Here is a 23,502-nt window from a genome sequence, read left to right on the forward strand (position 1 = left end):
GAGCTCGACGCTGACGCTGACGCTGACGCTGACGCTGACGCTGACGCTGACGCTGACGCTGACGCTGACGCTGACGCTGACGCTGACGCTGACGCATGTCGCGTGGTGCGTGGTGCGTGGTGCGTGGTGCGTGGCATCTGGGTGTTGGCGTGCCACTGCTGGGCGTTGGCACGAGCCCGGGGATCAGGCTCGTGTCATGGCACCAAACGGCACTGGGCGGTCAGGCGACAGCGCTAAAGTCGCGCACGCGATTCCTCAGAGTTCCAGCGCCGGGCCTGGTCATCGGTTCCGCGGGGCCATCGGTCTTGCCGGCGCCGCACTCCGCGTCATCCTGCTCGTATTGCTGCTCCCGGCGCCGCGCCCCAACGGGCCCGAGGCAGGGAACGCGTGGCGTGCCGCCGAAGGGCGGTCGCCAAGAGTGCTCGGCGCCGTAGTGTGCGCACTGCACCTAAGAACACGTCAGCGTCAAGGCAACGGGCGACGCGGACATTCACGCGCTCCGACCCGCGAGTGCCGGCGACCGCGCGACATCGACCACCGTGCCGTGCGCTCCAGCCGCGCGGGTCCCGACGGTGACCGCGGCGGCGCTCCACAGAGCACACAGGAGAAGGGCGGTGCGAACGACCAGTCGGGTACCACGAAGCGAGCACATGTCGTTGGGAGCGGTGAAGCGCGGCTAGGGGCCGACGAAGAGCGCCACGACGCGCCATCGTCCACTGAGCGGCTGTCAAGCTGCCGGTCGGCCATGGAAACCCGTACCGCGGGCAGAAGTGCGAATCGAGATCGTCGCGAGCGCTTTCTGAATCGTGCCTTCGAGAGCATCAGCGACGAAGGCTGCATGGCAACGAGAACGGCCGTGGCGTGACAGTCCGCAGCAGGGATGCTAGGTTACGGCGCGTTTCTGTCCGCGTAGGAACGCCATGACGGCGTATCGGCCGGCGAACATGCGTAGTCGAAGCCTCTCCGACGCTCATGGAGTAATGCAACCGATCTTCCATGGCCACCCGGGATGCCGGGTCGTCGACTCCCTCACTCCGACGCTGGTGGCGGACGCCGCACAGTGCCGAGAAATATTTCAAGGATTAAGGCTGCGCCCGTGACGCCAGAGCAGTTCCTCACCTTTGCCGACCCGCTGCCGGAGCCGATGCTGCTCCTCACGAGTCGCGGCCTTATCCTCGCTGGCAACCGCGCCATCGAGCAGCGACTGGGCGTTGCGCTACATACAGTCGGGGGGAAGCATCTGGCCGATGTCGTGGTCGACTCCAACGACGCGATCGCCCAGTACCTCCGGTCTTGCTCGCGGAGCCGTTCGCTGGTCCCTGGTTCGCTCAGACTGCTCCACGGCGATAGCGAAAGCGTTTCGTGCCGGACCGACGGGGCACTGCTGCAAACGAGTACGGACGGGGCAGACGCCATCCTCTTGCTCCGTCTGATTCCGAAGGAAACGGCGGTCGGACAGTTTACCGTCCTCAACCAGCGGATCGAAAACCTCGGCAAGGAAATCCGCCGCCGCCAACAGGCCGAAACTGAGGCCCGCGAACAGTCGGAACAGCTTCGGATGACACTCCGTAGCATCGGGGATGCGGTCATCGTCACTGACGCTGAGGGGTATGTCCGGCTCCTCAACCCGGTTGCTCAGGCCATGACCGGGTGGACGCTTGATGATGCGACTGGCAAGCCTGTGACGGACGTGTTCCACATCGTCAATGAATACACCCGCGAGCCCGTCGATAACCCGGCGTTGCGGGCGCTGCGGGAGGACGTGATCGTCGGGCTGGCGAATCACACGCTGTTGGTCGCCAAAGACGGGACGGAACGGCCCATTGACGATTCTGCGGCACCGATCCGCGGTGATGACGGAACGATTCTGGGATCGGTGCTCGTGTTCCGGGACGTGACGCAGCGGCACCATGCTGAGGAGCAACTGCGTCGGAGCGAGCGGCAGTTCCGCCAGTTGGCCGACGCCATGCCGCAGATCGTCTGGACGGCCCTCCCGGACGGCGAAATAGACTACATGAACCGGAAGTGGACCGACTTCACCGGTCTGCCGGAAACACTAGGCAACACGGGATGGTCGCACGTCATCCATCCCGACGAGGCCGCGACCGCGCGTGATCGTTGGGCGGCTTCCAAGCGAAGTGGCGCTGCGTTCGAGATGCAACTGCGGCTGCTGCAAGGGCAGCAGCAGATCTACCGCTGGCATCTCGTTCGAACCGTCGCCGTTCACGATGACGCGGGAAAACTTGTCCGCTGGTTCGGCACAAGCACGGACATCGATGCGCAGAAGCGGGCCGAGGAGTCGTCACGCTATCTTGCCGAGGCGAGCGCCGCACTGGCGGGGGTGGTGGACTACGAAAGCACCTTGCAGACGGTGGCAAACTTGGCGGTCCCGCACTTCGCCGACTGGTCCGCGGTGGACGTCGCGGACGACAACGGCACGTTGCGACGACTGGCGGTCGCCCACCGAGATCCTCAAAAAGTTCAACTTGCTCACGAGTTAATGCGGCAGTACCCGCCCGAACCACAGGCGCCGAGCGGAGCGGTCGCGGTGCTCCGCTCGGGCATCCCGGAGATCGTCACCGACATCACCGACGACATGCTTGTCCAAGGGGCGAGAGACGAGGCACACCTGCGCCTGATCCGCTCGCTGGGCCTCAAGTCGTACATTTGCGTGCCGTTGGTCGTGTCAGGCCGTCCCCTCGGCGTCCTCACCTTCGCGACTGCCGAGTCTGGCCGAAAATACGGCGACAACGACCTCGCTCTGGCGAACGACCTTGCGCACCGCGCGTCGGTCGCCGTCGAGAACACGAGGTTGTACGGGGCGCTGCGGGACGCCGACCGACGCAAGGACGAGTTCCTGGCGACGTTGGCCCACGAACTCCGCAATCCGCTCGCCCCGATCCGCAACGCCCTGCAAATCCTCAAGATGCCACGGGTCGATGCAGAAACGGGCGCTCGGTCACGGGACATGATGGAGCGGCAGGTGGAGCACCTGGTCCGTCTGGTCGATGACCTCCTGGACGTGTCTCGGGTGATGCGGGGGAAGATCGAACTTCGTCGGGAGCAGGTCGAACTCGCCACCGTCATTGCCCGTGCGGTGGAGACGGTCCAGCCGCTCATAGACGCCCAAAGTCATCGGTTGAGCGTCCGCCTACCGTCTGAATCGCTGGCGATCGACGCTGACCCCGTGCGGCTGGCCCAAGTCGTAGGCAACCTGCTCACCAACGCCGCCAAGTACACCGAGCCTGGCGGGCGCATCTGGCTCGCGGCGGTACGGGACGGCAGCACGGCGGAGCTCCGTGTCGGGGACAGCGGCATCGGCATCGGCCCGGAGATGTTGCCTCGCATCTTTGAGTTGTTTGTGCAGGTCGACCACGCGTCTACGAAGGCCCAGGGCGGGCTTGGCATCGGCCTGACGCTGGTGAGAAACCTCGTAGAGATGCACAACGGCACGGTCGAAGCGCGCAGCGAGGGACTGGGCCGCGGTAGCGAGTTCATCGTGCGACTGCCGGCTCTGGCTCCCGCGGCGGATACGGAACACGGTGGTGATCAGAGCGAGGCGGACTACCAAGCGCCCTCGGCTTCCGGCTTTCGTGTCTTGGTGGTGGATGACAATCAAGACGCCGCCGACAGTCTTGCCATACTGCTCGAGCTACAGGGCCATGAAGTCCAGGTCGCCTTCAGCGGCGTCGCAGCGTTGGAAATAACGAAGGCCTTCACGCCGGACGTGGTGTTTCTCGATATCGGGATGCCGGGGATGGACGGCTACGAGCTCGCACGCCGTTTGCGCCAGCAGCCCGGTCTGGACGCAGTGGTGCTGACGGCGCTAACGGGGTGGGGGCAGAAGGAAGACCGTCGCCGCACGAGCGAAGCCGGCTTCGACCACCATCTCGTGAAGCCGGCTGAACCACAGGCCGTGCAAGCGGTCCTTGCTGAGGCACAGCGCGTTCGACACCGGCCGTTGGAAAACTAATGGCGTGACCCGAAGTGGCACAAAAGATGCGGGCTGCGACGCGACTACGGGTCGTTTCGGCTATTCAAGCCAAGCCATATCTCGGACCACGAATTGTCGTGAGGACATGTGAAGATTGCTGACGTCCTCGGCGGGCGCGACAGATCGCCACTGATTTCTTATGTCGTGGCACTCGCTGCCGTCGCTGTTGCGGTGGTGACACGACTCTCTTTCGACCCGTTGCTGAATGATACTGTCCCCTTCATCCCGCTGTTTCTCGCGGTGGGATTGGGGGCGTGGTACGGCGGGAGAGGCGCGGGAGTACTGGCGTTAGTCGCCGGCGCGGTGGCCACCGAGTTGTTCCGTTTCCGGCCCTATAACGCAATTGGAATTGACCAATCCGAACATCAAGTCGGCCTGGCGCTGTACGGTGTTTTTTCGTTGGCCTTGATCGCGCTGCTTGATTCGCTTCGGAAATCGATTCAGCGGGCCGAGGACGAGCAGCAGCGGTGTGAGCGTGAAGTCGCGTTGCACGTAGCGACCAAACTAGCATTGGCGGAGCAAGCCGAGCGTTTACGCACCACGCTCGCGAGCATCGGGGATGCGGTTCTCACGACCGACACGCAGACGCGCATCACCGACATGAACGTCGTGGCCGAATCGCTGACGGGGTGGACGACGGCCGAAGCGATAGGGCAACCGCTCGACGCCGTGTTCCGCATCGTGCACGAGACGACCCGACAGACGGTCGTGAGTCCAATCCACGGGGCGTTGGAGCACGGCGTCATCGTCCGACTGCCGCATCACACCGTCCTGATGGCGAGAGACGGGACGGAGCGTCCGATTGACGACACGGCCGCACCGATCCGGCGTGCCGATGGTGAGATCGTGGGGTCTGTGTTGGTGTTCCGAGACGTGAGCGAGCTTCATCGGCAGGAGGCCGAACTGCGAGAGCGTGAGCGCGAGTTCCGCACGTTGGCAGAGTCGATCCCTCAGTTGACGTGGGTGGCGAACGCGAACGGCCATGTCTTCTGGTACAATCGCCGCTGGTACGAGTACACGGGGACCACGCTGCAACAGACGCAAGGACGACGCTGGCGGGATGTGCACGAGGCAACGGCACTACCCGCGCTGCTGTCGCAGTGGAAAGCGTGCGTCGATACAGGAACACCGTTCGACCAGACGATTCGGCTGAAGGGCAGCGACGGGCACTACCGTCCCTTTCTGACACGCGTCGAGCCGGTAAAAAATGAAGCTGGTCACGTAATCCGGTGGTTCGGCACCAGCACGGACATTGGAGCGCAAACGCGAGCCGAGCGAGCGCTACGCGAAAGCAACGAGCGCTATCGCGCGGCGACGGCAGCCGTGAGCGACCTGATTTGGACCAACACGGCCGACGGATTGATGGACGACGAACAGCCGGGGTGGCAGGCGTTCACGGGTCAATCCCCAGAAGAGTACCGCGGCGTTGGCTGGTCGAAAGCGGTACATCCCGACGACGCGCAGCCGACGCTCGACGCGTGGACTCTGGCAGTCGCCGAGAAACGCACGTTCGTGTTCGAGCACCGGGTCCGTCGCGGTGACGGCGAATGGCGGCTCTGCTCGGTGCGCGCAGTGCCAATCATTCACGATGGCGGGAAGATCCGCGAATGGGTCGGTGTCCATACCGACGTCACGGAGCGCAGGCGGCACGAAGAAGCGTTGCGAGAGCTCACCGCCGAATTGTCCGAGGCCGACCGCCGCAAGGACGAGTTCCTGTCGACGTTGGCCCACGAGCTCCGCAACCCGCTCGCTCCCATTCGCAACGGCCTGGAAGTGATGAAGATGGCGGGCGGGAAAGATGTCACGATCGAGCGGACCCGTCGCATGATGGAGCGGCAACTCACGCAGATGGTCCGATTGGTCGATGACTTGATGGACGTAGGCCGCATCAGCCACGGCAAGCTCGAGGTCCGCAAAGAGCAAGTCTCGTTGGTCGAGGTCTTGAACAATGCAGTGGAGAGCACACGCCCGCTCATCGACCAACTGGGCCAGACACTTACGGTCACGGTGCCGAAGCAACCGCTCGTTGTCGATGCTGACCTCACACGTCTGGCACAGGTGTTCGTGAACCTCCTGAACAATGCGGCCAAGTACGGCAAGCGCGGCGGTCACATCGCACTGGACGTCGAACAGCATGGCAACGACGTCGCGGTGCGGGTGAAGGACACCGGTATCGGCATCGCCGCCGACCAGCTGCCCCACATCTTCGACCTGTTCACGCAGGTGGATCGGTCGTCGGAAAAGTCGCAGGGTGGGTTGGGCATCGGTCTCACGCTGGTAAAGCGTCTGGTCGAATTGCACGGCGGCGCAGTCGAGGCCCGCAGCGAGGGTCCGGGTAAGGGCAGCGAGTTCGTGGTGCAGTTGCCGGTCGTCTTCGAGGCCCCGAGACCGTATGAGTCAGGCGGTGAACAGCATCGGCGCGCGAACGCATTGCTCCGCATCCTGATCGTGGATGACAACCGAGACGCGGCGGAGAGTTTGGCGATGATGCTCCGCATCATCGGCCACGACACACGTACCGCCTACGATGGTCAAGCCGGGGTGGACGAGGCCCGAACGTTTCGGCCCGACGTGATCGTGTTCGATATCGGCATGCCGAAGCTGAATGGCTACGAAGCGTGCCGCCTCATACGGGAGCAATCGTGGGGGGGCAGCATCGTGCTGATTGCGTTGACGGGCTTGGGAAAGGAGTTGGATCGGCGCCGTTCCCACGACGCCGGGTTCAATCATCATTTGGTCAAGCCGGTTGAGCCGCAAGCATTGGTGAAAATGCTCGCTGGGTTCGAAGTGGCAAAGCGGTGATCACAGGCTTGCCTCGCTGCCAACGGTGGCGCTGACGGCGTAGCGTGACGTAGCAAGATTTGCGACGACGTCACTTGGCACCGCGCCCGATCGGTTGCCCGTTGCTACTGGAAAAGCTCACCACGTATCCGTGACATCGGGTCCGCTCCAGTTTGCAGGACGACGCCTTGCGAAACTGGCTATCACGTAAGTGATGCTGAGTCTTCTGGTGTGCACCCGTGCACCCGTGCACAGCCGGGCGCGATGCAGCCGTGACGCTCCATCAGGTGGCGTTGGTGTACGTCCACAACAATGTGCGTGTCTTCTCCGGCCTCGGCGCGCCGAAGAATCACCGTGCGAGTGGACCACGCGTCTGTTCGTCGAGGAGCGCGGGTGTGAGTCGATCGGCTGCGCAGTCGAGACCGTGCGTGATTTCGATCACCTGCAGGGTGACGGGACACTGATAGCTTACGGCTCACTGGTCCGCATGAGCGAAGCAGTTGTTCCCCAACCAGTCCCGCTGAACGTTGCAGTACGCAGCGTCACACCGTGCAGTCATGCGTTGCGCGGTGCAAGCGACGTGCGATGAGACGCATACGTGGCGAAGACATGTCGCCGCGTTGTGTAGACCGTGTTGTATCGGATGATTCCCCTTCGGGAAAGTTGTCGCACTCACATATTCGACCGGAGTTCCAATGCCCGTGACACAAAATACCGAGTCCCCGCTGCACAGGATTCACAATGTTCGACTCACGTCGGCACTCGGCGTCTTCTCCGCGTTGATTTTCGCGGCGTGCGCGGCGGACGCGCCATCCGGTCTCAACGCACCGGCGTCGGTGCTCGATAGAGAAAGCGCGAGCGCTGCGCAACTCGGCGTTGGTCCAGCGCCAGTGCGCCTACGCACCTCGGGTACCTTCGCCGTATTGAGCAAAAGCGGGATCACCGATGTGTATGCGTCCGCCATCAGCGGAGATGTCGGAACGAGCCCCATTACCGGTGCGGCTCTCCTGCTGGCGTGTGACGAAGTGACGGGTAGGATTTTCGTCGTCGATGCCGCTGGGCCCGCGTGCGCTATCAATGACGCCACCACCCTGACGGCAGCGGTGGGCGACATGGAGACGGCGTACCGTGACGCGGCGGGGCGGGTGTCGCCTGACTACACGGAACTCGGCGCTGGCGAGATTGGTGGGCTGACACTTGCTCCCGGTCTCTACAAGTGGGGCACCGATGTCTTGATTACGAACGACGTCACGCTCTCGGGCGGTCCGAACGACGTTTGGATATTTCAGGTGGCAGGATCGCTGAACCAGGGCAGCGCTGCGCGCGTAACCCTGACCGGCGGCGCGCTCGCCAAGAACATCTTCTGGCAGGTGGCTGGCGCCGTATCTATCGGGACAACTGCTCACTTCGAGGGCGTCGTGTTGACGAAGACGATGGTCGCCGTGAAGACGGGAGCGTCCGTGAATGGCAGGTTGCTCGCGCAAACTGCGGTCACACTCCAAATGAATTCGATCACGCAACCGGCTCCGTAGGCACTGGTCGATCGCCCTGCTCGCCAAGTGGGGAGTTCGTCCGTAGGGAGCGCGATTACACCCCGAACGTCTGGGGTGGGTGGACACGGAGAGGGCCCGGACTCAACGCCCGGGCCCTCTCTTTCCATCGTTCGCCAGATCCGGTCGATCACGCTTTGGTGGGCAGCTGACATCGGGCGATCGATCGACATCGCACATTCAGGCGGCGTCGCCCGGCAGGGGGTCGTGGATTCGAATCCCGTCATCCCAACGTCAGTGCACGAGATCGACACCGTCGCTCGTGTGCGCTATCGCCGAGAAATCGCCCCGATCCATCGGCTGGTATTCCTGCGACCGTCCACCCACGACACGACGAGCCGGCACTCGGTCGGCCCCGGCGATTGCGCGATGTCGAGGCACACTTCCTTCCCGGGTCCGAGTACGCGAGGCCGGGTGCCCACGAGCCAATCGGACCGGTCCTCCTTCTCGGCCATGAACTTAATGTCAAGTTCCAGCGCAACCTCGTCACCGACATTTCGGATCGTGACCTGGCGGGTACGGCCACGACCGTGGGGGACTGCCGTGAGAATGGCCGAACGCTGCATGCTGCTCCGAGAAAGGAAGGAACCGAAGCCTAGTCGCTAGGGATGTAGATTCGCGACGGCCGCCGTGAGATCGCTTTCGGTACTGGTGCCGATCACGGTCCCACCGCCCTGTGCGAGGACGTCGGTCGCCCGCGTCACGTCGTGGTCGGCCACCAGAAGTACGAGCATCGAGCTATCGGGGGCCAGTCCCTCGCCCATCTGCTTGAGCAGGGCGTCGGGAAATCCACGGTCAATGAAGTACGCGGCCAGCGCACCGCCGGCGGCCAGGGTAATAGTGCCGACCCCGGGCAACAGCAGGCCAGCGATGGCACCCACGAGCGCACTTTTGCCAATGCCCCAGTCCTGCGACTCCGTGAACTGCACCGCGCCGCTGTCGTCGCGGGTCACTACCGCGGTGTTCCCCAAACTCACTGTCGCACCTTTCAGCAGCGACAGGGTCTGCTCGGCCCCGTTCGGGGTGTTGAAACTCGCAATCACGATGCGGCGCCCAATCTCTTCGGCCATCTCTGCTCCAGTGGTAGTGAGGAAAGGAGAAGAATCGCTTGATGGCGCGGTCTCTCCAAGCGAGCGGAACCACCTCCCACTCACCATCTGGCGTCGAAAGGACGATACTCGTGCGTATGCGTACCCAATTCATGATCGTATCGGTGGCCCTACTGCTGGCCGTTGCGGCGGCGTCCAATCTCTGGCCGCCGGCGTGGCTGGCGTTGTTCATCATTCTGCCGCTGATCGGCCGTGGCGTGGCCGACATGCTGCAGACCAAGCAGGCGATCAAACGCAATTTTCCGCTCATCGGACATGCGCGCTATCTGCTGGAGATGATCCGGCCCGAGATCAATCAATACTTCATCGAGTCGAACAGCGACGGGAAACCGTACAGCCGCAACGATCGCTCGCTCATCTATCAGCGCGCCAAGGGTGAACTGGATACGCTCCCCTTCGGTACCCAGAAGGACGTGTACGCCACGGGCTACGAGTGGATCAATCACTCACTCGCCCCGGCGCACCCCGACGAGGCGTACGCACGCGTGACGGTGGGCGGGCCCGATTGCCGGCAGCCGTACTCGGCGTCGGTGTTCAACGTGTCCGGCATGAGCTACGGCTCGCTCAGCAAAAATGCAGTGCTCGCGCTCAACACCGGCGCGAAGATGGGTAACTTTGCGCACAACACCGGGGAGGGGGGTCTCAGTCCGTATCATCTTGAGCCGGGCGGCGATATCATCTGGCAGATCGGCACCGGGTATTTCAGTGCACGCGATCGCCAAGGCCAGTTCAGCGAGGCGGAGTTTGCGAAACGTGCAACGCTCCCGAACGTGAAGATGATCGAGATCAAGCTGTCGCAGGGCGCGAAGCCCGGACACGGTGGCATCCTCCCGGCGTCGAAGCTCACGCCAGAAATCGTCGAGATCCGCGGCGTGGAACCCGGTCACGACGTGATCTCGCCGCCGGCCCATACCGCGTTCTCGACGCCGACGGAACTGTTGCAGTTCGTGCAACGGCTACGCGACGCGTCGGGCGGCAAGCCGATCGGCTTCAAGCTGTGCGTCGGCAAGCGCCACGAGTTCCTCGGCATTATCAAGGCGATGATGATCACCGGTATCACGCCCGACTTCATTACCGTGGATGGTGGCGAAGGCGGTACCGGCGCCGCGCCGCTCGAGTTCTCCGACTCGGTCGGCACGCCCCTCAACGAAGGATTGTCATTCGTGCACAACGCGTTGGTGGCCACCGAAGTACGGGACCGCATCCGCGTGATTGCATCGGGCAAGGTGAACACCGGCTTCTCGATAGCCACCAAGATCGCCCTCGGCGCCGACATGTGTAATGCCGCCCGCGCCATGATGTTCGCGATCGGGTGCATTCAGGCGCTGCGCTGTAACAGCAATCAGTGTCCCACCGGAGTCGCCACGCAGGATCCCGCACTGGTGGGCGGGTTACACGTGGGCGACAAGTCGCACCGGGTCGCGCGCTATCATCGCGAAACGGTAAGGAGCTTTTTCGAAGTGCTCGGGGCGGCGGGACTGCAGCGACCACAGGACCTCAAACCGTGGTTCATCATGAAGCGCGTGAGCGCGATGGAGATCCGCAGCTATGCCGACATCTACCCGCAGCTTACACGCGGGCAGTTGTTCACCGATCCGTCAACCACCGGTATGTCCCGGGCATGGGAGAACGCGAGCGCCACGCAGTTCTAGTGCGCGCGCAACTACCGTCTCGTCGCCATGTCGACAACCACGTGGTGCACTTGGCCGTCATCGACCAACGGGATGGTGTTCGTTCTGAACAGTGTGCCATCAAGCATGACCCGTGATCCCCGTTGGCGAAGCTGCGCCGGATTCCGCACGACAATCTCGTACGTCGAGTTTCCGAATCGATACGTGATTGAAAACTCCTGCCAGTCGCGCGGGACGCATGGTTCGATACGTAGCGTATCGCCGATCTTGGTAAAACCAAGAATGTTCTCGAGACCGACGCGGTACATCCAGCTGGCTGAGCCGGTGTACCACGTCCACCCACCACGACCAAGCAGCGTGGGGGCGGTGTACACATCGGCCGCCACGACGTACGGTTCCACTTTGTATCGCGCGACCCCTTCCGCCGACTGTGTGTGGGTGAGTGGATTGAGCATCTGAAACAACGTGAATGCACGCTCGCCGTCGCCGTGCATGGCGGTGGCCAATACCGCCCAGAGCGCGGCATGAGTGTACTGCGCACCGTTCTCCCGGACGCCCGGCACGTACCCCGCGATGTAGCCCGGATCGTGCGTTCCCTCGTTGAACGGTGGCGTCAATAGCATGATCAATCGCGCATCATCGAGCACGAGCTGCTCGTTGAGGGCCTTCATGGCCATGCGCTGTCGCGCCGTGTTGCCGGCACCTGAGATCACGCTCCAGCTCTGCGCAATCGAGTCGATGCGGCATTCAGTGCTTTCGGACGAGCCCATGGGGGTGCCGTCGTCGTAATACGCCCGGCGATACCATCCGCCATCCCACCCGTTCGCCTCGACCGCGAGCACGTAGGCGTCGGCCTTGCGGCGCATATCCAGCGCCTCGCCATGATCGCCGTGCGCTTCGGCATGTGTCGCGAACGTCCGCAGCGTGGTCACGAGAAACCACGCCAGCCACACACTCTCGCCCTTGCCATCGGCCCCGACGCGACTCATACCGTCGTTCCAGTCACCCGTGCCGATCAGCGGCAGGCCGTGTACACCCACCGTACAGGCACGACGCAGAGCGCGGCGGCAGTGTTCGTACACGCTGCCGAAGTCCTCGGTGACCGTGGGGAGATCGTAAATCTCGTGCTCGTGCGGCAACAGCTCGCGCATGGAAAGAAACGGCACGTACTCATCCAGCACGGTGGCGTCGCCAGTGACGCGCATGTACTGGTCCACCACATAGGGCAGCCACACCAGGTCATCGGAGAATCGTGTACGTACGCCACGTCCGCTGTGTGGGTGCCACCAGTGCTGCACGTCGCCCTCGATGAACTGGCGTGAAGCCGCACGAAGGATATGCTCGCGGGCTACGCCGGGTTCCGCATAGAGGAAGGCCATCACATCCTGCAGCTGATCGCGGAAACCGTAGGCGCCGCTGCTTTGGTACAGTCCCATCCTCGCCCACATACGACACGACAGGGCCTGATACAGTGACCACTTGTTGATGAGGAGGTCGAACGACAGGTCTGGTGTCTTGACCGTGATCGCGCTCAGGCGCGCGTCCCAGGCGTCGACGGTGCGATGGGCCGCGGCCGTGGCACCCAGCACGGTGCGGAGTCGATCGGCAAGTTGACGCGCCGCGGCCTCAGTACGGGCCGCGCCGAGAACCACGCTGATCTCACGCGATTCCCCTGGAAGCACGACGAGCTCGAACTGCAGCGCTGCACACGGGTCGAGCGCCACGCCGGTCATGCCATCGAGGGAGTCCATCCGGAGCGCCGCCGGGTCCGCGAGGCTTCCGTTGCGTCCGAGAAAGCTGCGGCGGTTCGCGGAGTAGCTGGACACCGGTTCGCTTACGGCGAGAAAGGCCGTCCACTCCGCGAACTGCGCATCGAATGTGTTCTGCGCCAGCATCGCCTGCTGCTCCGGCGCGAACCGTGTGCGCACCTGATGCTGCGTGTCTTCGCGCCGAGAGCCAAGTGTCCACTCCACGAACGCGGTCACAGAAAGTCGGCGCGATTCGTTTGAACGATTGGTAATTCGCAGGCGCGAGAGCTTGACCGCAGCATGGTCGGGCATCCCGAGGTGCAGTACCGTGTGAATGCCATCGTGCTCATGCTCGAACGTGGATGCGCCAGCTCCGTGTCGCACGAGATAGTGGCCATCGTCGATCGGCGCGGGGGTGGCGCTCCACAAGGAGCCGGTGTCGAGATCCTTGAGAAACAACACGTCACTCGTGGGGTCGGTTACCGGGTCGTTGTGCCACGGCGTTACGCGGTAGAAGAACGCGTTCTCGGCCCACATGCAGCCGGCGCCGCGCTCGGTCACCAAGAAGCCGCCGTGTGGATTGCCGATCACATTGGACCACGGCGCTGGGGGGAGTTGGTCGTCGTCCACCTTAATGAGATAGTCGCCACGCTGGTCGAAGCTACCAATGCCATTGTCAAAGAGCCTCAGTGTGTGCAGCGACTCTGCTCGCTCGGGCTCCGCTTTGGCACGGGCGGACCGTGGCATGAGCGGGGCAACCAACGGTCGAAGGGCCGAGACCAGCGAGGCGATGGGGCCGGGACGGTCGGTCGGCATGATGCCGATGCTTGCGCTGCTCGGCGTGCTGCGTTCCAGCGTGCGCGCCGCGAGACTCTGCGAGGCGGTGCGCTGGCGATCGCTGGCCTGCAGGGCCACACTCTCCAGGATGCGGGTAAGCGAGCGGCCGTCGCAAGTGAGGTGGACTCGCGACGTGGCCGACAGCATGAGATAGTCGACCTCCGAGAAGCCATCCAAACGGCGCACGAAGACGCCGCCGGGCTTGTCGATGAGCGCGGCATCATTGGTCGAGATCACCGCCTCGGTAATCGCGTCGCGCAACTCCTGCAGATAGTCGTGGCCCGACGCGTTGATGATCACCAGATCGACGGTCAGCGCGTGTCGAGTCCAAAAGCGATGAGCGACCAGAAGCTCACGCAACGTAGGCAATCCGTCCATGGCGTCGATGGTGGCCAACACGATGGGTCGGTCGCCCGATATGCCGTACATCCAGAGCTGCGGTTGCGAGCCTCGATTTCGCCGAATCTCATCGGGCGGCGGGGCCAGCGAGCCATCTCGGAAGAGTAATTGCGCGGCGATCTCCTGGAACGTCGCAGCGCTGGCCGGCGTGATTCCGAGCTCGCGCAGTTCGAGCTGCGTCGACGTCCACGCGAAGTCGAGCGCGCGCTGTGCCGCATGATCGTCGTGGTAGCGGCCGGCGAGCTCAAACGCGGCCTTTCGGCTGGTGGCGACCAGCGTCGTGAAAGCCACGCTGACGGCGCGCCCCGGCGTCACGCGCACGCGGGTTCGCAACGCAAAAATCGGATCGAGCACCGGACCGGTGGTGCCACTCAGCGCGCCGTCGGTCTGCATCGCGGCCGGATGACGTACACCGCGTCCGCGGCCGAGGAACGCCGAACGGTCGGTTTCGCAGGTCACGTCCCCAATACGATCGGGTCCGGCGTCGACCACATGTACGCACCAGAGCTCCGGATCGTCGGGTGAGCGGGGACGTCGCGTGGCGGTGATTGCGGTACACCAGGCGTGCCACTCCGTCTCGACGAAGAGATTGGAGAAGGCCGGATGCGCACGGTCGGCATCGACCGGCGCCATGACGATCTCACCGTAGCTGGTGAGCTCGATGTCGCACGGCTCGCTGCCAAGGTTGATGAGCGTCACGCGACGCACTTCGGCACAGTCAGCGGCCACGACCGTAATTTCCGTTCGCGTTTCGATATCGCCGTCTACGCGATGCATGGTGACGCGATCCGATGCCAGCCACACCTTGCTGTGGTTGGTCGGTGCGCACACCGGCTGGTGTGACGTGGACCAGGTACGTCCGCTGTCCACCTCCCGTACGTAGCAGTATTGACCGAGATCGTCGCGCGTACTATCGGCACGCCAGCGGGTCACGGCCAGCGATTCGTACCGGCTGTAGCCGCTGCCGTTGTGATTCAGCATCACGGTGTATGGCAGGGCGCCCAACATGGCGACGCGAGGCTTGGTGCGCGTCGTGCTGTCCACCTCACGCACGACCGGCTGATCCCCGGAGCTGGCCGAACGCTCCGCCGGAATACGCGGCGACTGCGCCTCGCGCAGCAACAGACGTCGCGGAATGCGCTCGTGCAGGAGCAGCTGCGCCGACTGCACGAGCGGCGCCGCATGGAAGCGATCTTGCCAGATGTCGCCTTTCAGTAAATTGGTGAGCGCCACGACGGTCATGCCGACGTGATGGGCCATGCTCGTATTCACGAGAGCGAAACGCTCGCCCGGCGTGGCCCGGGTATAGTCGAGCGCGTCGGCGAAGCCGAACTCGCCCAGTGCCCCCATCGACTCGAGGCGGCGCAGGTTCTCAAACGCACGCGCCGGATCAACCAGGGCCGCCAGTGCCGTCGCATAGGGGGCGATGACTACGTCGCGCTCGAGTCCGCGCTTGAGTGCCAGATCGGCAATGCCGAAGGCGCGGTACTGATACGTGAGATGCAGATCGCGCACGTTATACGCGCTCTCGCTTACGCCCCACGGAGTATGGTGCTTGCGGCCATGTGCGACGTGTCGCGCGACGACGCCGTGATAGGTCTGATCAAGAATGGTGAAGGGGAGCGATCGCATAACCAGCAACGGCATGAGATACTCGAACATGCTGCCGCTCCACGACACGAGTGCCGTGGCCGATGAGGTACGATTGAGCGGTCGCGCCAGCCGGAACCAGTGTTCGACCGGCACGTCGTTCTTGGCGATCGCCACAAAGCTCGCGAGACGGGCCTCGGAGGCCAGCAGGTCGTAAAACGAGTCGTCCGCAGTGAGCGATTCCGTGTGATAGCCGATGGTGAACAGTTTCCGCTTCACGTCGTACAGAAAGCCGAAGTCCATCTCCGAGACGTAGGCGTCCGCTTGCTCGGCGAGCGGTAGCAGGCGGCCATCGAGCGACGGCTCGCGCGCCGCCAAGTCGAGGCACGCCTGTCGAATGGCGACAAGGTGCCCGGCGATGTTGCCACTGTCCACGGTGCTGATGTAGGCCGGCTCCAGCACGCGCAGGTCGTTCAGATCGTACCAGTTGAAGAAATGTCCCTTATGCCGCCGTAGGCGCTGCAGGGTGCCGAAGGTCTGCTCCAGCCGCGTGGTGAGCTCCGCCGACGTGAGCAACCCGAGATCGTGCGCACTCACGGTGGACAGCAACTGGAGCCCGATATTGGTAGGCGACGTTCGCATGGCCACGACGAACTCCGGATCGAACTGCACGTTGTCCGGCGCCAGCCAATGCGTCGACGCGTTGACGAACCGATCGAAGAAGCGCCAGTGCAGGCCCGCATAGCGCCTCGCGGTCTCCCGGTCTGCTGTCGAGAGGACCGGGCGTGCTTTGATGCGCTGTTCACTCAGATACGCCGCCAACCGCGGCGCCATGATCCACAGGAGTACGATGCTTCCCAACAGCAACTCGCTGAGTAACAGCGACTCGAGCGGTGCGCCACGTGCCATCTGACTTTCGATGCGTCGATAGGCGATAGCCGCCGCGATACCGAGCGTCACCAGCACCGACAACCGCATGGCGGTCCACGTTTCCTGTCCGATGTCACCGACGCCGCGTTCCACCGTGGACGCCGAACGCCATTCCAGCAGCTGCCTCCTCGAGATGTACAGACGATAGAGGGTCCGAACGATCGCATCGATCGAGATCAGTGTCTGATGGAGCAGGAAGGCGAGCGCGAGCGCGGCTTGCTGTGTCGACACGACCGCATCCTGCGCCACGGCACCGTAATACGCGCGCCATGACTTGTCGCGCGGGGGGCGCACCAGCGCCAAGGCGAGCGCTGTGGCCCACGGCGCAACGATCGCACCGAGCGCCAGCATCGTCCATCGCACAACGGAGCCCGGCAGTACCGTCCACGCGGCCAGCAGAAACGCGAGTTGTGCCAACTCGACCGTGCTGCGACGCATGTTGTCGAGCAGCTTCCAACGCGAGAGCAGCGATAGTCGGTTTGGTTCGGTGCCGTGCGTACTTGGCACGGTCGGACCGAGCCACGGGAGCAACTGCCAGTCGCCGCGTATCCATCGGTGCTTGCGACGCGTGTAGGCCACGTACGACGACGGATAGTCGTCGTACACGATGACATCGGTGGCGAGTCCGGCGCGCGCGTAGTTGCCCTCGATTAGATCGTGTGAGAGCAGCGTGTTCTCGGGGAAACGCCCGTGCGTGGCGAGCTCGAACGCATCAACGTCGTAGATGCCCTTTCCGGTGTAGCTGCCCTCGCCGTACAGGTCCTGATACACATCGGAGACGGCCGTGGAGTAGGGATCGACGCCAGGGTGCCCCGATGAGATCGCAGCGAAGTGCGAGCGATGTGCGCTCGGGAGCGATACCCCCACTCTCGGCTGGAGAATCCCATAACCGTGCACGATCCGTTGACGAACTGGGTCATACACGGCGCGATTGAGCGGATGCGCGAGCGCGCCGATCAGCGACGGCGCCGCGTCAGGGGGGAGCACCGTGTCCGCGTCGAGCGTGATCACGTACTTCACTCCACGTAGCGCCTCCGGATCACCCACCAATACGGAAAAGGCCGCGGTCGCGTCGCTCGCGTCGTCCACAATCGGTGCCGTACTGCGTCCATCGGCGCGGAGCAGACGATTGAACTCGGAAAGTTTGCCACGCTTTCGTTCCCATCCCATCCAGACACCCTGTTGCGCGTTCCATCGACGCGGGCGGTGCACGAGGTGAAATGGTGAAACATCATCGTGTCCGTAGCGGGCGTTCAGAAGCGTCACGCCGTCAACGGCGAGCGCAACCAGTGAGGCGTCGGTCGGCGTGGCCTCGGTGGCGGCGTCGGTGAAGTCGCTCAGTATGGCGAAATGCAGATGCGCTTCGCGATTGGCCAGAAACTGCACTTCGACGGTTTCCAGCGCACTGGAGACATCGTCGGCGTTGCCGAACAAGGTCGGGATCACCACCGCGGTGCGGTATTGCGACGGGACGCCAAGTGCGTGGAGATCGAGCCGAGGCAGGACATGTGGCGGTAGCCAGGTGGTGACTACCTGATTGATGACCGTCACCGAGATGTCGAGCGCTGGCAAAAATGCGAACAGCAGCACCAGCCACAGCGAGTCGCGCGCCTCGGGCGCAACGATCAGCACCACCGCCAGTGTGGCGAGCATGGTGCACGCAATGAGACCGCCCACGAACACCACGTTCGGGTGGGTCCGCACGGCGCGCTCCACACGCTCGCCGAGCGTGGGCGTGTAGCTCGCCGTGTGCTCGAGCTCGCGCACGCCTTCGTCCACGAGGAAGTAGCCTACGTGCCTGTTGCGTGCGTCCACCGCAGCCGGCGCGTCAACCGGTGCATCCACGACCGATCGGCGGCACAGATCCACCGCCCACTGGGCCACACTGGCCTCGCGATGGCCGGTTCGCTTGGCGATCCGCTCGACGACGTGGCGGTAGGAGTCGCGCGTGGCGAAAGTCATCTGCGCATAGAACCCCGAGGGGTCTTCTCGCAGCGTGGCCTCCATGATGCTCTGATGCTCAACGAACGTACGCCAGTCACGACGGCCGACGTCGCGCAAGCTCGTGATGCCGTTGGCCATCATCAGCTGCGTGAGCGTCAGCCGTTGCGCGGAGAGCGCGACGGCGTTCTCAGGCGCGAGTCCCGCGTCGCGCAGCCACTGTTCGAGCCACGCCAGCGCCGGCGACGCGCCTTCGGCGTGCCGGAGCGTTTGCAGGAACTGCGAGACGAAGTGCGGCGTGAGCGCGAGCTCCGCCTCGGCAAACTCTCTGAGCGCCGCGCGGAGCTCGGAGCCGCCCTGTGCGTTGGCCTCGAGAATGTGCGTGGCCCACCGTTGAGCGGCTTCGAGTTCGTCGAGGCGCTGCACCGTGCGAAGGGCCATACGCCGAATGCTCTCGATCAGACCCAGTCGCAACATGGCCGGCATCGCCCACAGCTCGCCGATGGCGAGCGGTGTCACACTCTGAAAGGCCTCGACGAACAGGTCGACGTTCTCGAGGTTGATGCGCGCCTCGCTGTGCGAGATGAGCGAGATCGCAATCTCGTACACGCGTGGATAGCCGGTGAGCGGTCCGGCAGCCAGCTCCGGAAGTTCCCGGTAGTAGCTCCCCGGTAAGCTCTCGCGTACCTCGAGTAGATGTTCCTGCACCACGTGGTAATTGTCGAGCAGCCACTCCGCAGCGGGGCCGGCGTCAACCCCTTCCTCGCCCGCCCTCAGCAGGCGCGTGTGCGCGTCGGCAAGAATACCGCGGGTGTTCGCCAACCGCGCGAGCAGGCGAGCGGGGCGGAGCGCCCGTCGCTGATCGGTCAGTCGCTGACCACGCGCCACGGCCCGGGCGCGTGCCGCCAGATGCTCGGTGCCGAGCAGGTCGCCATGAATCGGCCCGGCGAGTAGCTCATCCGAGGCGTCGATGCGATCTCGTTCCAGCCACGAGAGGTTCATCGGCGACAATGCAGGGCAAGCCGATCACCTCGTACGGTCCTGGCGTACGAGATCTCGGCAGATTGAGCAGGGCAAGATTGGCGCGAATAGCGAGTCAACGGGCAGATCCGTGTGCGAAAGGGAGACACGGATCACACGCTGGTGGCGGATCCGCAACTGCACTTGTGCACAACTCGGGCCGACGGACGCACATCTCAGGGTATTCCAGGAAGTCGGCAAACTCTGGCTGTCGCGCCGATTATCTCATCTGTGCCGCCGAAATAGCCGTGGTCGAGCGCCGCGACGGCCCGCGCAGATCAGGCTGCCACCTGCGCGGCCCATTCAGCGAGCGCGGCCCGACGTCGCTGGGACGGAACTGGGACGACTTCACTGAACGGGTGCAGCCCGGCGGCGTCACATGTCTTGCGAAATCGCCGAGCTGAGCCGCGCTAGCAACGCACGGGAATTTCTTACTACCTGAGAATCGCACTCCAAATCAGCGGCCACGTGGCGTTCGTTTGCGCACGGTACTGCGGACGAAATCCGTAGAGGTACACGTGACCCGCGCCCAGGGTGGCATCGACGAGTGCCGCGCGACCATTCAGACGTGCGCCGCCCAAAAGCCAGCCCGAGAGCAACGGGTCGCCCGCCGACCGATATTGCAACACGGCACTCGCCCTGGTGGTATCCGTGATCGTAAACGCCGGGCTGTCCTCGAACCACACGGCCGGCGTCGGCGCGCGGAAGGTCGCCGCCACCGGATGCGCACGATTCACCTCGACCGCGAAGATCGACCCCGGCGCATAGAAGTCGGTGTTGCGCACACCCGCGAGCACGTTGGTGACCGGAAGCGCCAAGGCCTCGATTGCGTACTCGCTCGCCTCGTTGAACGCGAGCAGGGCACCCCCGTCCGCCACAAAGGCCTTCAACGCTGCTGCACCGACATCGCCCAGGCCGCCACGCAAGGAATCGGGGTACGGCGTGCCCAGTCCGCGGCGTAACTGCACAGCAGGCTGATCCGGCAGCAGAATCGCATCGAACTTCCCGCGAAGTCCACCCGCGCGGACGTCGCGATCGTGCAGCGTGGTGAACGGAATCCGATTGGCGTCGAACACCCAACGCGTCCACCCTTCGTCCATCGAGGCGCTGTAGCTCTGGTAAATGGCGATGCGCTTGCTGCTCGTTCCACTCAACCCCGCCACCTCGTACGTTGGCTCCGCAACCGCCTTCACCACGGCACCGAGTTGCATGGTCGGCTTGCTTACGGCCTGCACATCGACGCCGAACAACAGGGGCAAGGTATGCGCCGTGACGTCGTACGGTCGCTTTGGCGGACCGCCCGGATACTCCTGAAGATTCGGATAGACCTGTCGCTCCAACAACGCCTTGGCATACGAACCGAATGGCTGCGCCGAGGGGACCAGATAGCTGCCGCTGGGCTGGCTCTCGTGCACGACCACCTGTCCGTGTTGCAGCGTCCAGAGCAATCGCGTGAGCGCCGCCGGATCACTCTGCTGCTTCGAGATCACGTACATCGCCGGGACGTCCGTCGTCGTCCACGGATGGTCGGCTGCCAGCGCTCGCTCACCAAGGGTGGCGTAACTCTCGAGCCACGCGCCCCGGTCTCGCGCCGCCTGCACCAGCAGCGCCCACGTGGCGCCGACTTGATACGACACGATGTCGCCGATGCCCCAGCGACCACCGGGCCAGACCGCCGGGAAATTCCACGACGCGATCTTGGCATCGTATCCGCGGCCCGTGCCCAGCTTGTCGAATGGCAGATCGATGGGCGACGCCAGTCGCGCACTCGCGGTTTCCGTGAGGATGCGCGCCCCGCGATGGTTCAGTGAGTACTGGCGCGCCGGCGACCACTGATCATATGACGCGTTGGTGGCGATGCCGGTCTTCCCGTCGGCCGTCATACGCCACGCCATCGCCATGCCAAGCGCATTCGTGCTCGCCGTCAGTACGGGATCGATATTCGGCTCCAGTGGATCCATGTACGGCGGAATGAAAATACGACCTGCATTACTGCCTTGCTGGTGCACATCGTTCACGATCTGCGGCGTCCACGGCGTGTAGAGCGAGTCCACCGTATAGCGCGTTTCCTTTTGCGTGAAGGCGTACCAGTCGCGGTTGTTGTCGTGCCCCGTGTAGAAGTGGTACAGCGACGGTGGATTAGTGCCCTCGGCGGGCGTATCGAGCGTGCTGCGATACCAGTCGCCAACGATGTCGACGCCGTCGGGGTTCTGGCTCGGTACCAGCATGATGATCGTGTTCGCGAGAATCGACGTCGCCTCCGGCGTATCGGCCCGCGCCAGTCGATCGGCCACCACGAGCGGCGTCAGAAATCCGCCAACTTCGTTGGAGTGAATACTCGACGTGATCAGGATGACGTTCTTGCCTTGCGCGATCAGCGATGCACGGGTCGCCGCGGTACGCTGCCGCGGATCCATCAGCTGCTGCTGAATTCTTCGGTAGCGCGGCAGATTGGCCAGCGTCGCAGAGTCACTGATGAACGCGACGATGAACGGTCGTCCAAGCGTCGTCCGGCCGAGTGTGCGAACGGATACCCGCGGGCTGGCGTTGTCGACGGCCGCGAAGTAGTCGGTGACCTGCTTCCACGAGGGGAGCTTTCGGTCGGCACCGGGCTCCCACCCGAGAATACTGGCCGGAGAAGGCACCGATGGTATCGCGCGACGTTGCGCGCGCGCGGCGGTGGCCGACGACAGGCAACAGAGTACTGCCATCGTACGCAACACAAAAGCACGGGTCATCGGAGCACCAGTCGAGATTCAAGGGAGCCACGTAAAGGTAATGTGCGGCGACAACTACCGTTTGGGAAACGCGGTCCGGGGTTCTGCCGTTGTGATGCAGTAGCGTCAGCGAGGGCATTGGAGAAGATTGCAGTGCATGATTCACGCCCAACACGATCCTGCACTTGTCGTGCATCTCGTCCGTCAACTGCCGCTGCGATACACGGCTGGCGCCGATCACGCCTTCGATCGGCCGGCACACGTACGGGCGGGCTCGGGGCTGGCGTGGGTTGGCGAGCGACTCGCCGTGGTTCAGGATGACGCCAATTTCATCGCGCTGGTCGATCCGACTACTGGTCTCGCGGATTGCGTGGTCTTGCCCGCCGGTGCCGACGGCGTGCGCCAGTTTGACACGGGGCGCGGCAACAAGAAGCAGAAGTTCGATCTCGAAGCGCTCGTCAGCATCGACGAACCCGACGGGCCGATGTTGTTGGCGATCGGCTCCGGCTCTTCCAAGAAACGCGAGCGGGTGCTCACGGTGCGACGGGCAGGGGAGGCTGACGAGACACTAGCCCTGATCGCGGCGCCGGGGCTGTACGAAGCACTGCAGGAGGCCACGGATTTCTCGGGTAGCGACATGAACCTCGAAGGGGCTGTGCTCATCGGCGATGTGCTGCGCCTGTTCGGACGCGGCAACGGCGAGGCCACGAAGCATCGGGTTCCCCTCGATGCGACCTGCGATGTGCATTGGCCATCGGTACGCGCCTACCTCGCGCAGCCCGAGCACGTGGCGCCGCCGAAGCCGACGCGGTTGCAACAGTACGCCCTCGGCGAAGCGAACGGTATTCGCCTGAGCTTCACCGACGCCACGGTTGCCTGGGGCGACCGGTCTGATCGTCCCCTGATTCTCTATACCGCGGCCGCCGAAGGCTCCCCCGATTCTCGGCGTGACGGTGAGGTCGCCGGAAGCGCGATCGGCGTCCTCGATCCGCGCGGCGATGCCACGGTGATGCGCTACGCCTTGCTTCGCGACCCACACGGTGCGCTATTGCCGCTCAAGGTTGAGGGAATCGCCTGCGGACGTGCTGACTCGCGTCAGGTCTACGTGGTACTCGACCTTGACGATCCGGATGCGCCCTCACTGCTGTGCGAACTTCGCCTCGACGGCCCGTGGCCGCAGCCGAACGCGCCGGCGTAGGGCGTAGCACCATGCTCTGATAGACCAGTGTAGCGTGAACTTCTCTCACCGTCGGCC

The 23,502-nt window shown here is 63.9% G+C and carries 9 protein-coding genes; 6 read left to right on the top strand and 3 right to left on the bottom strand.

Annotated features, from left to right (window positions below; genetic code table 11):
• The 4 genes from ACLL97_RS15310 to ACLL97_RS15325 form a co-directional block, all read left to right on the top strand.
• On the top strand, positions 1-865 hold an 865-nt coding region (locus tag ACLL97_RS15310; protein ID WP_411281346.1), incomplete at its 5' end, for a hypothetical protein.
• 231 nt (positions 866-1,096) lie between these two features.
• Positions 1,097-3,973: a PAS domain S-box protein gene (locus ACLL97_RS15315; RefSeq protein ID WP_411281347.1), complete on the top strand. Its 2,877-nt coding sequence runs from the start codon at positions 1,097-1,099 to the stop codon at positions 3,971-3,973.
• A 165-nt stretch (positions 3,974-4,138) separates the two neighbouring features.
• The gene (locus ACLL97_RS15320; protein ID WP_411281348.1) at positions 4,139-6,796 is read left to right on the top strand and encodes a PAS domain S-box protein; all 2,658 of its coding nucleotides are present in this window, start codon (positions 4,139-4,141) and stop codon (positions 6,794-6,796) included.
• Between the two features lie 674 nt (positions 6,797-7,470).
• Positions 7,471-8,307: an ice-binding family protein gene (locus ACLL97_RS15325; protein WP_411281349.1), complete on the top strand. Its 837-nt coding sequence runs from the start codon at positions 7,471-7,473 to the stop codon at positions 8,305-8,307.
• A gap of 620 nt (positions 8,308-8,927) precedes the next feature.
• Here the strand turns inward: ACLL97_RS15325 and ACLL97_RS15330 are convergent.
• A complete protein-coding gene (locus ACLL97_RS15330) occupies positions 8,928-9,395 on the bottom strand; it encodes a DUF1269 domain-containing protein (protein WP_411281350.1) in 468 nt (155 codons plus the stop codon).
• A 116-nt stretch (positions 9,396-9,511) separates the two neighbouring features.
• Here ACLL97_RS15330 and ACLL97_RS15335 point away from each other — a divergent pair, with 116 nt between their 5' ends.
• Positions 9,512-11,086, top strand: a complete 1,575-nt coding sequence (locus tag ACLL97_RS15335; RefSeq protein WP_411281351.1) for an FMN-binding glutamate synthase family protein — start codon at positions 9,512-9,514, stop codon at positions 11,084-11,086.
• 11 nt (positions 11,087-11,097) lie between these two features.
• On the opposite strand, the gene ACLL97_RS15340 is transcribed toward ACLL97_RS15335, so the two are convergent.
• Both ACLL97_RS15340 and ACLL97_RS15345 read right to left on the bottom strand, forming a co-directional pair.
• A complete protein-coding gene (locus tag ACLL97_RS15340) occupies positions 11,098-19,512 on the bottom strand; it encodes a GH36-type glycosyl hydrolase domain-containing protein (RefSeq protein WP_411281352.1) in 8,415 nt (2,804 codons plus the stop codon).
• Between the two features lie 452 nt (positions 19,513-19,964).
• Complete coding sequence (locus tag ACLL97_RS15345) at positions 19,965-22,268, bottom strand: M14 family zinc carboxypeptidase (RefSeq protein ID WP_411281353.1); 2,304 nt, start codon at positions 22,266-22,268, stop codon at positions 19,965-19,967.
• Positions 22,269-22,404: 136 nt separating this feature from the next.
• Here ACLL97_RS15345 and ACLL97_RS15350 point away from each other — a divergent pair, with 136 nt between their 5' ends.
• Positions 22,405-23,445 (top strand): DUF6929 family protein, encoded by a 1,041-nt coding sequence (locus tag ACLL97_RS15350; RefSeq protein ID WP_411281354.1) that lies wholly within the window; start codon positions 22,405-22,407, stop codon positions 23,443-23,445.
• Positions 23,446-23,502: the final 57 nt, after the last annotated feature.

The sequence above is a fragment of the Gemmatimonas sp. genome (assembly GCF_046594945.1).
Taxonomy (GTDB): domain Bacteria; phylum Gemmatimonadota; class Gemmatimonadetes; order Gemmatimonadales; family Gemmatimonadaceae; genus Gemmatimonas.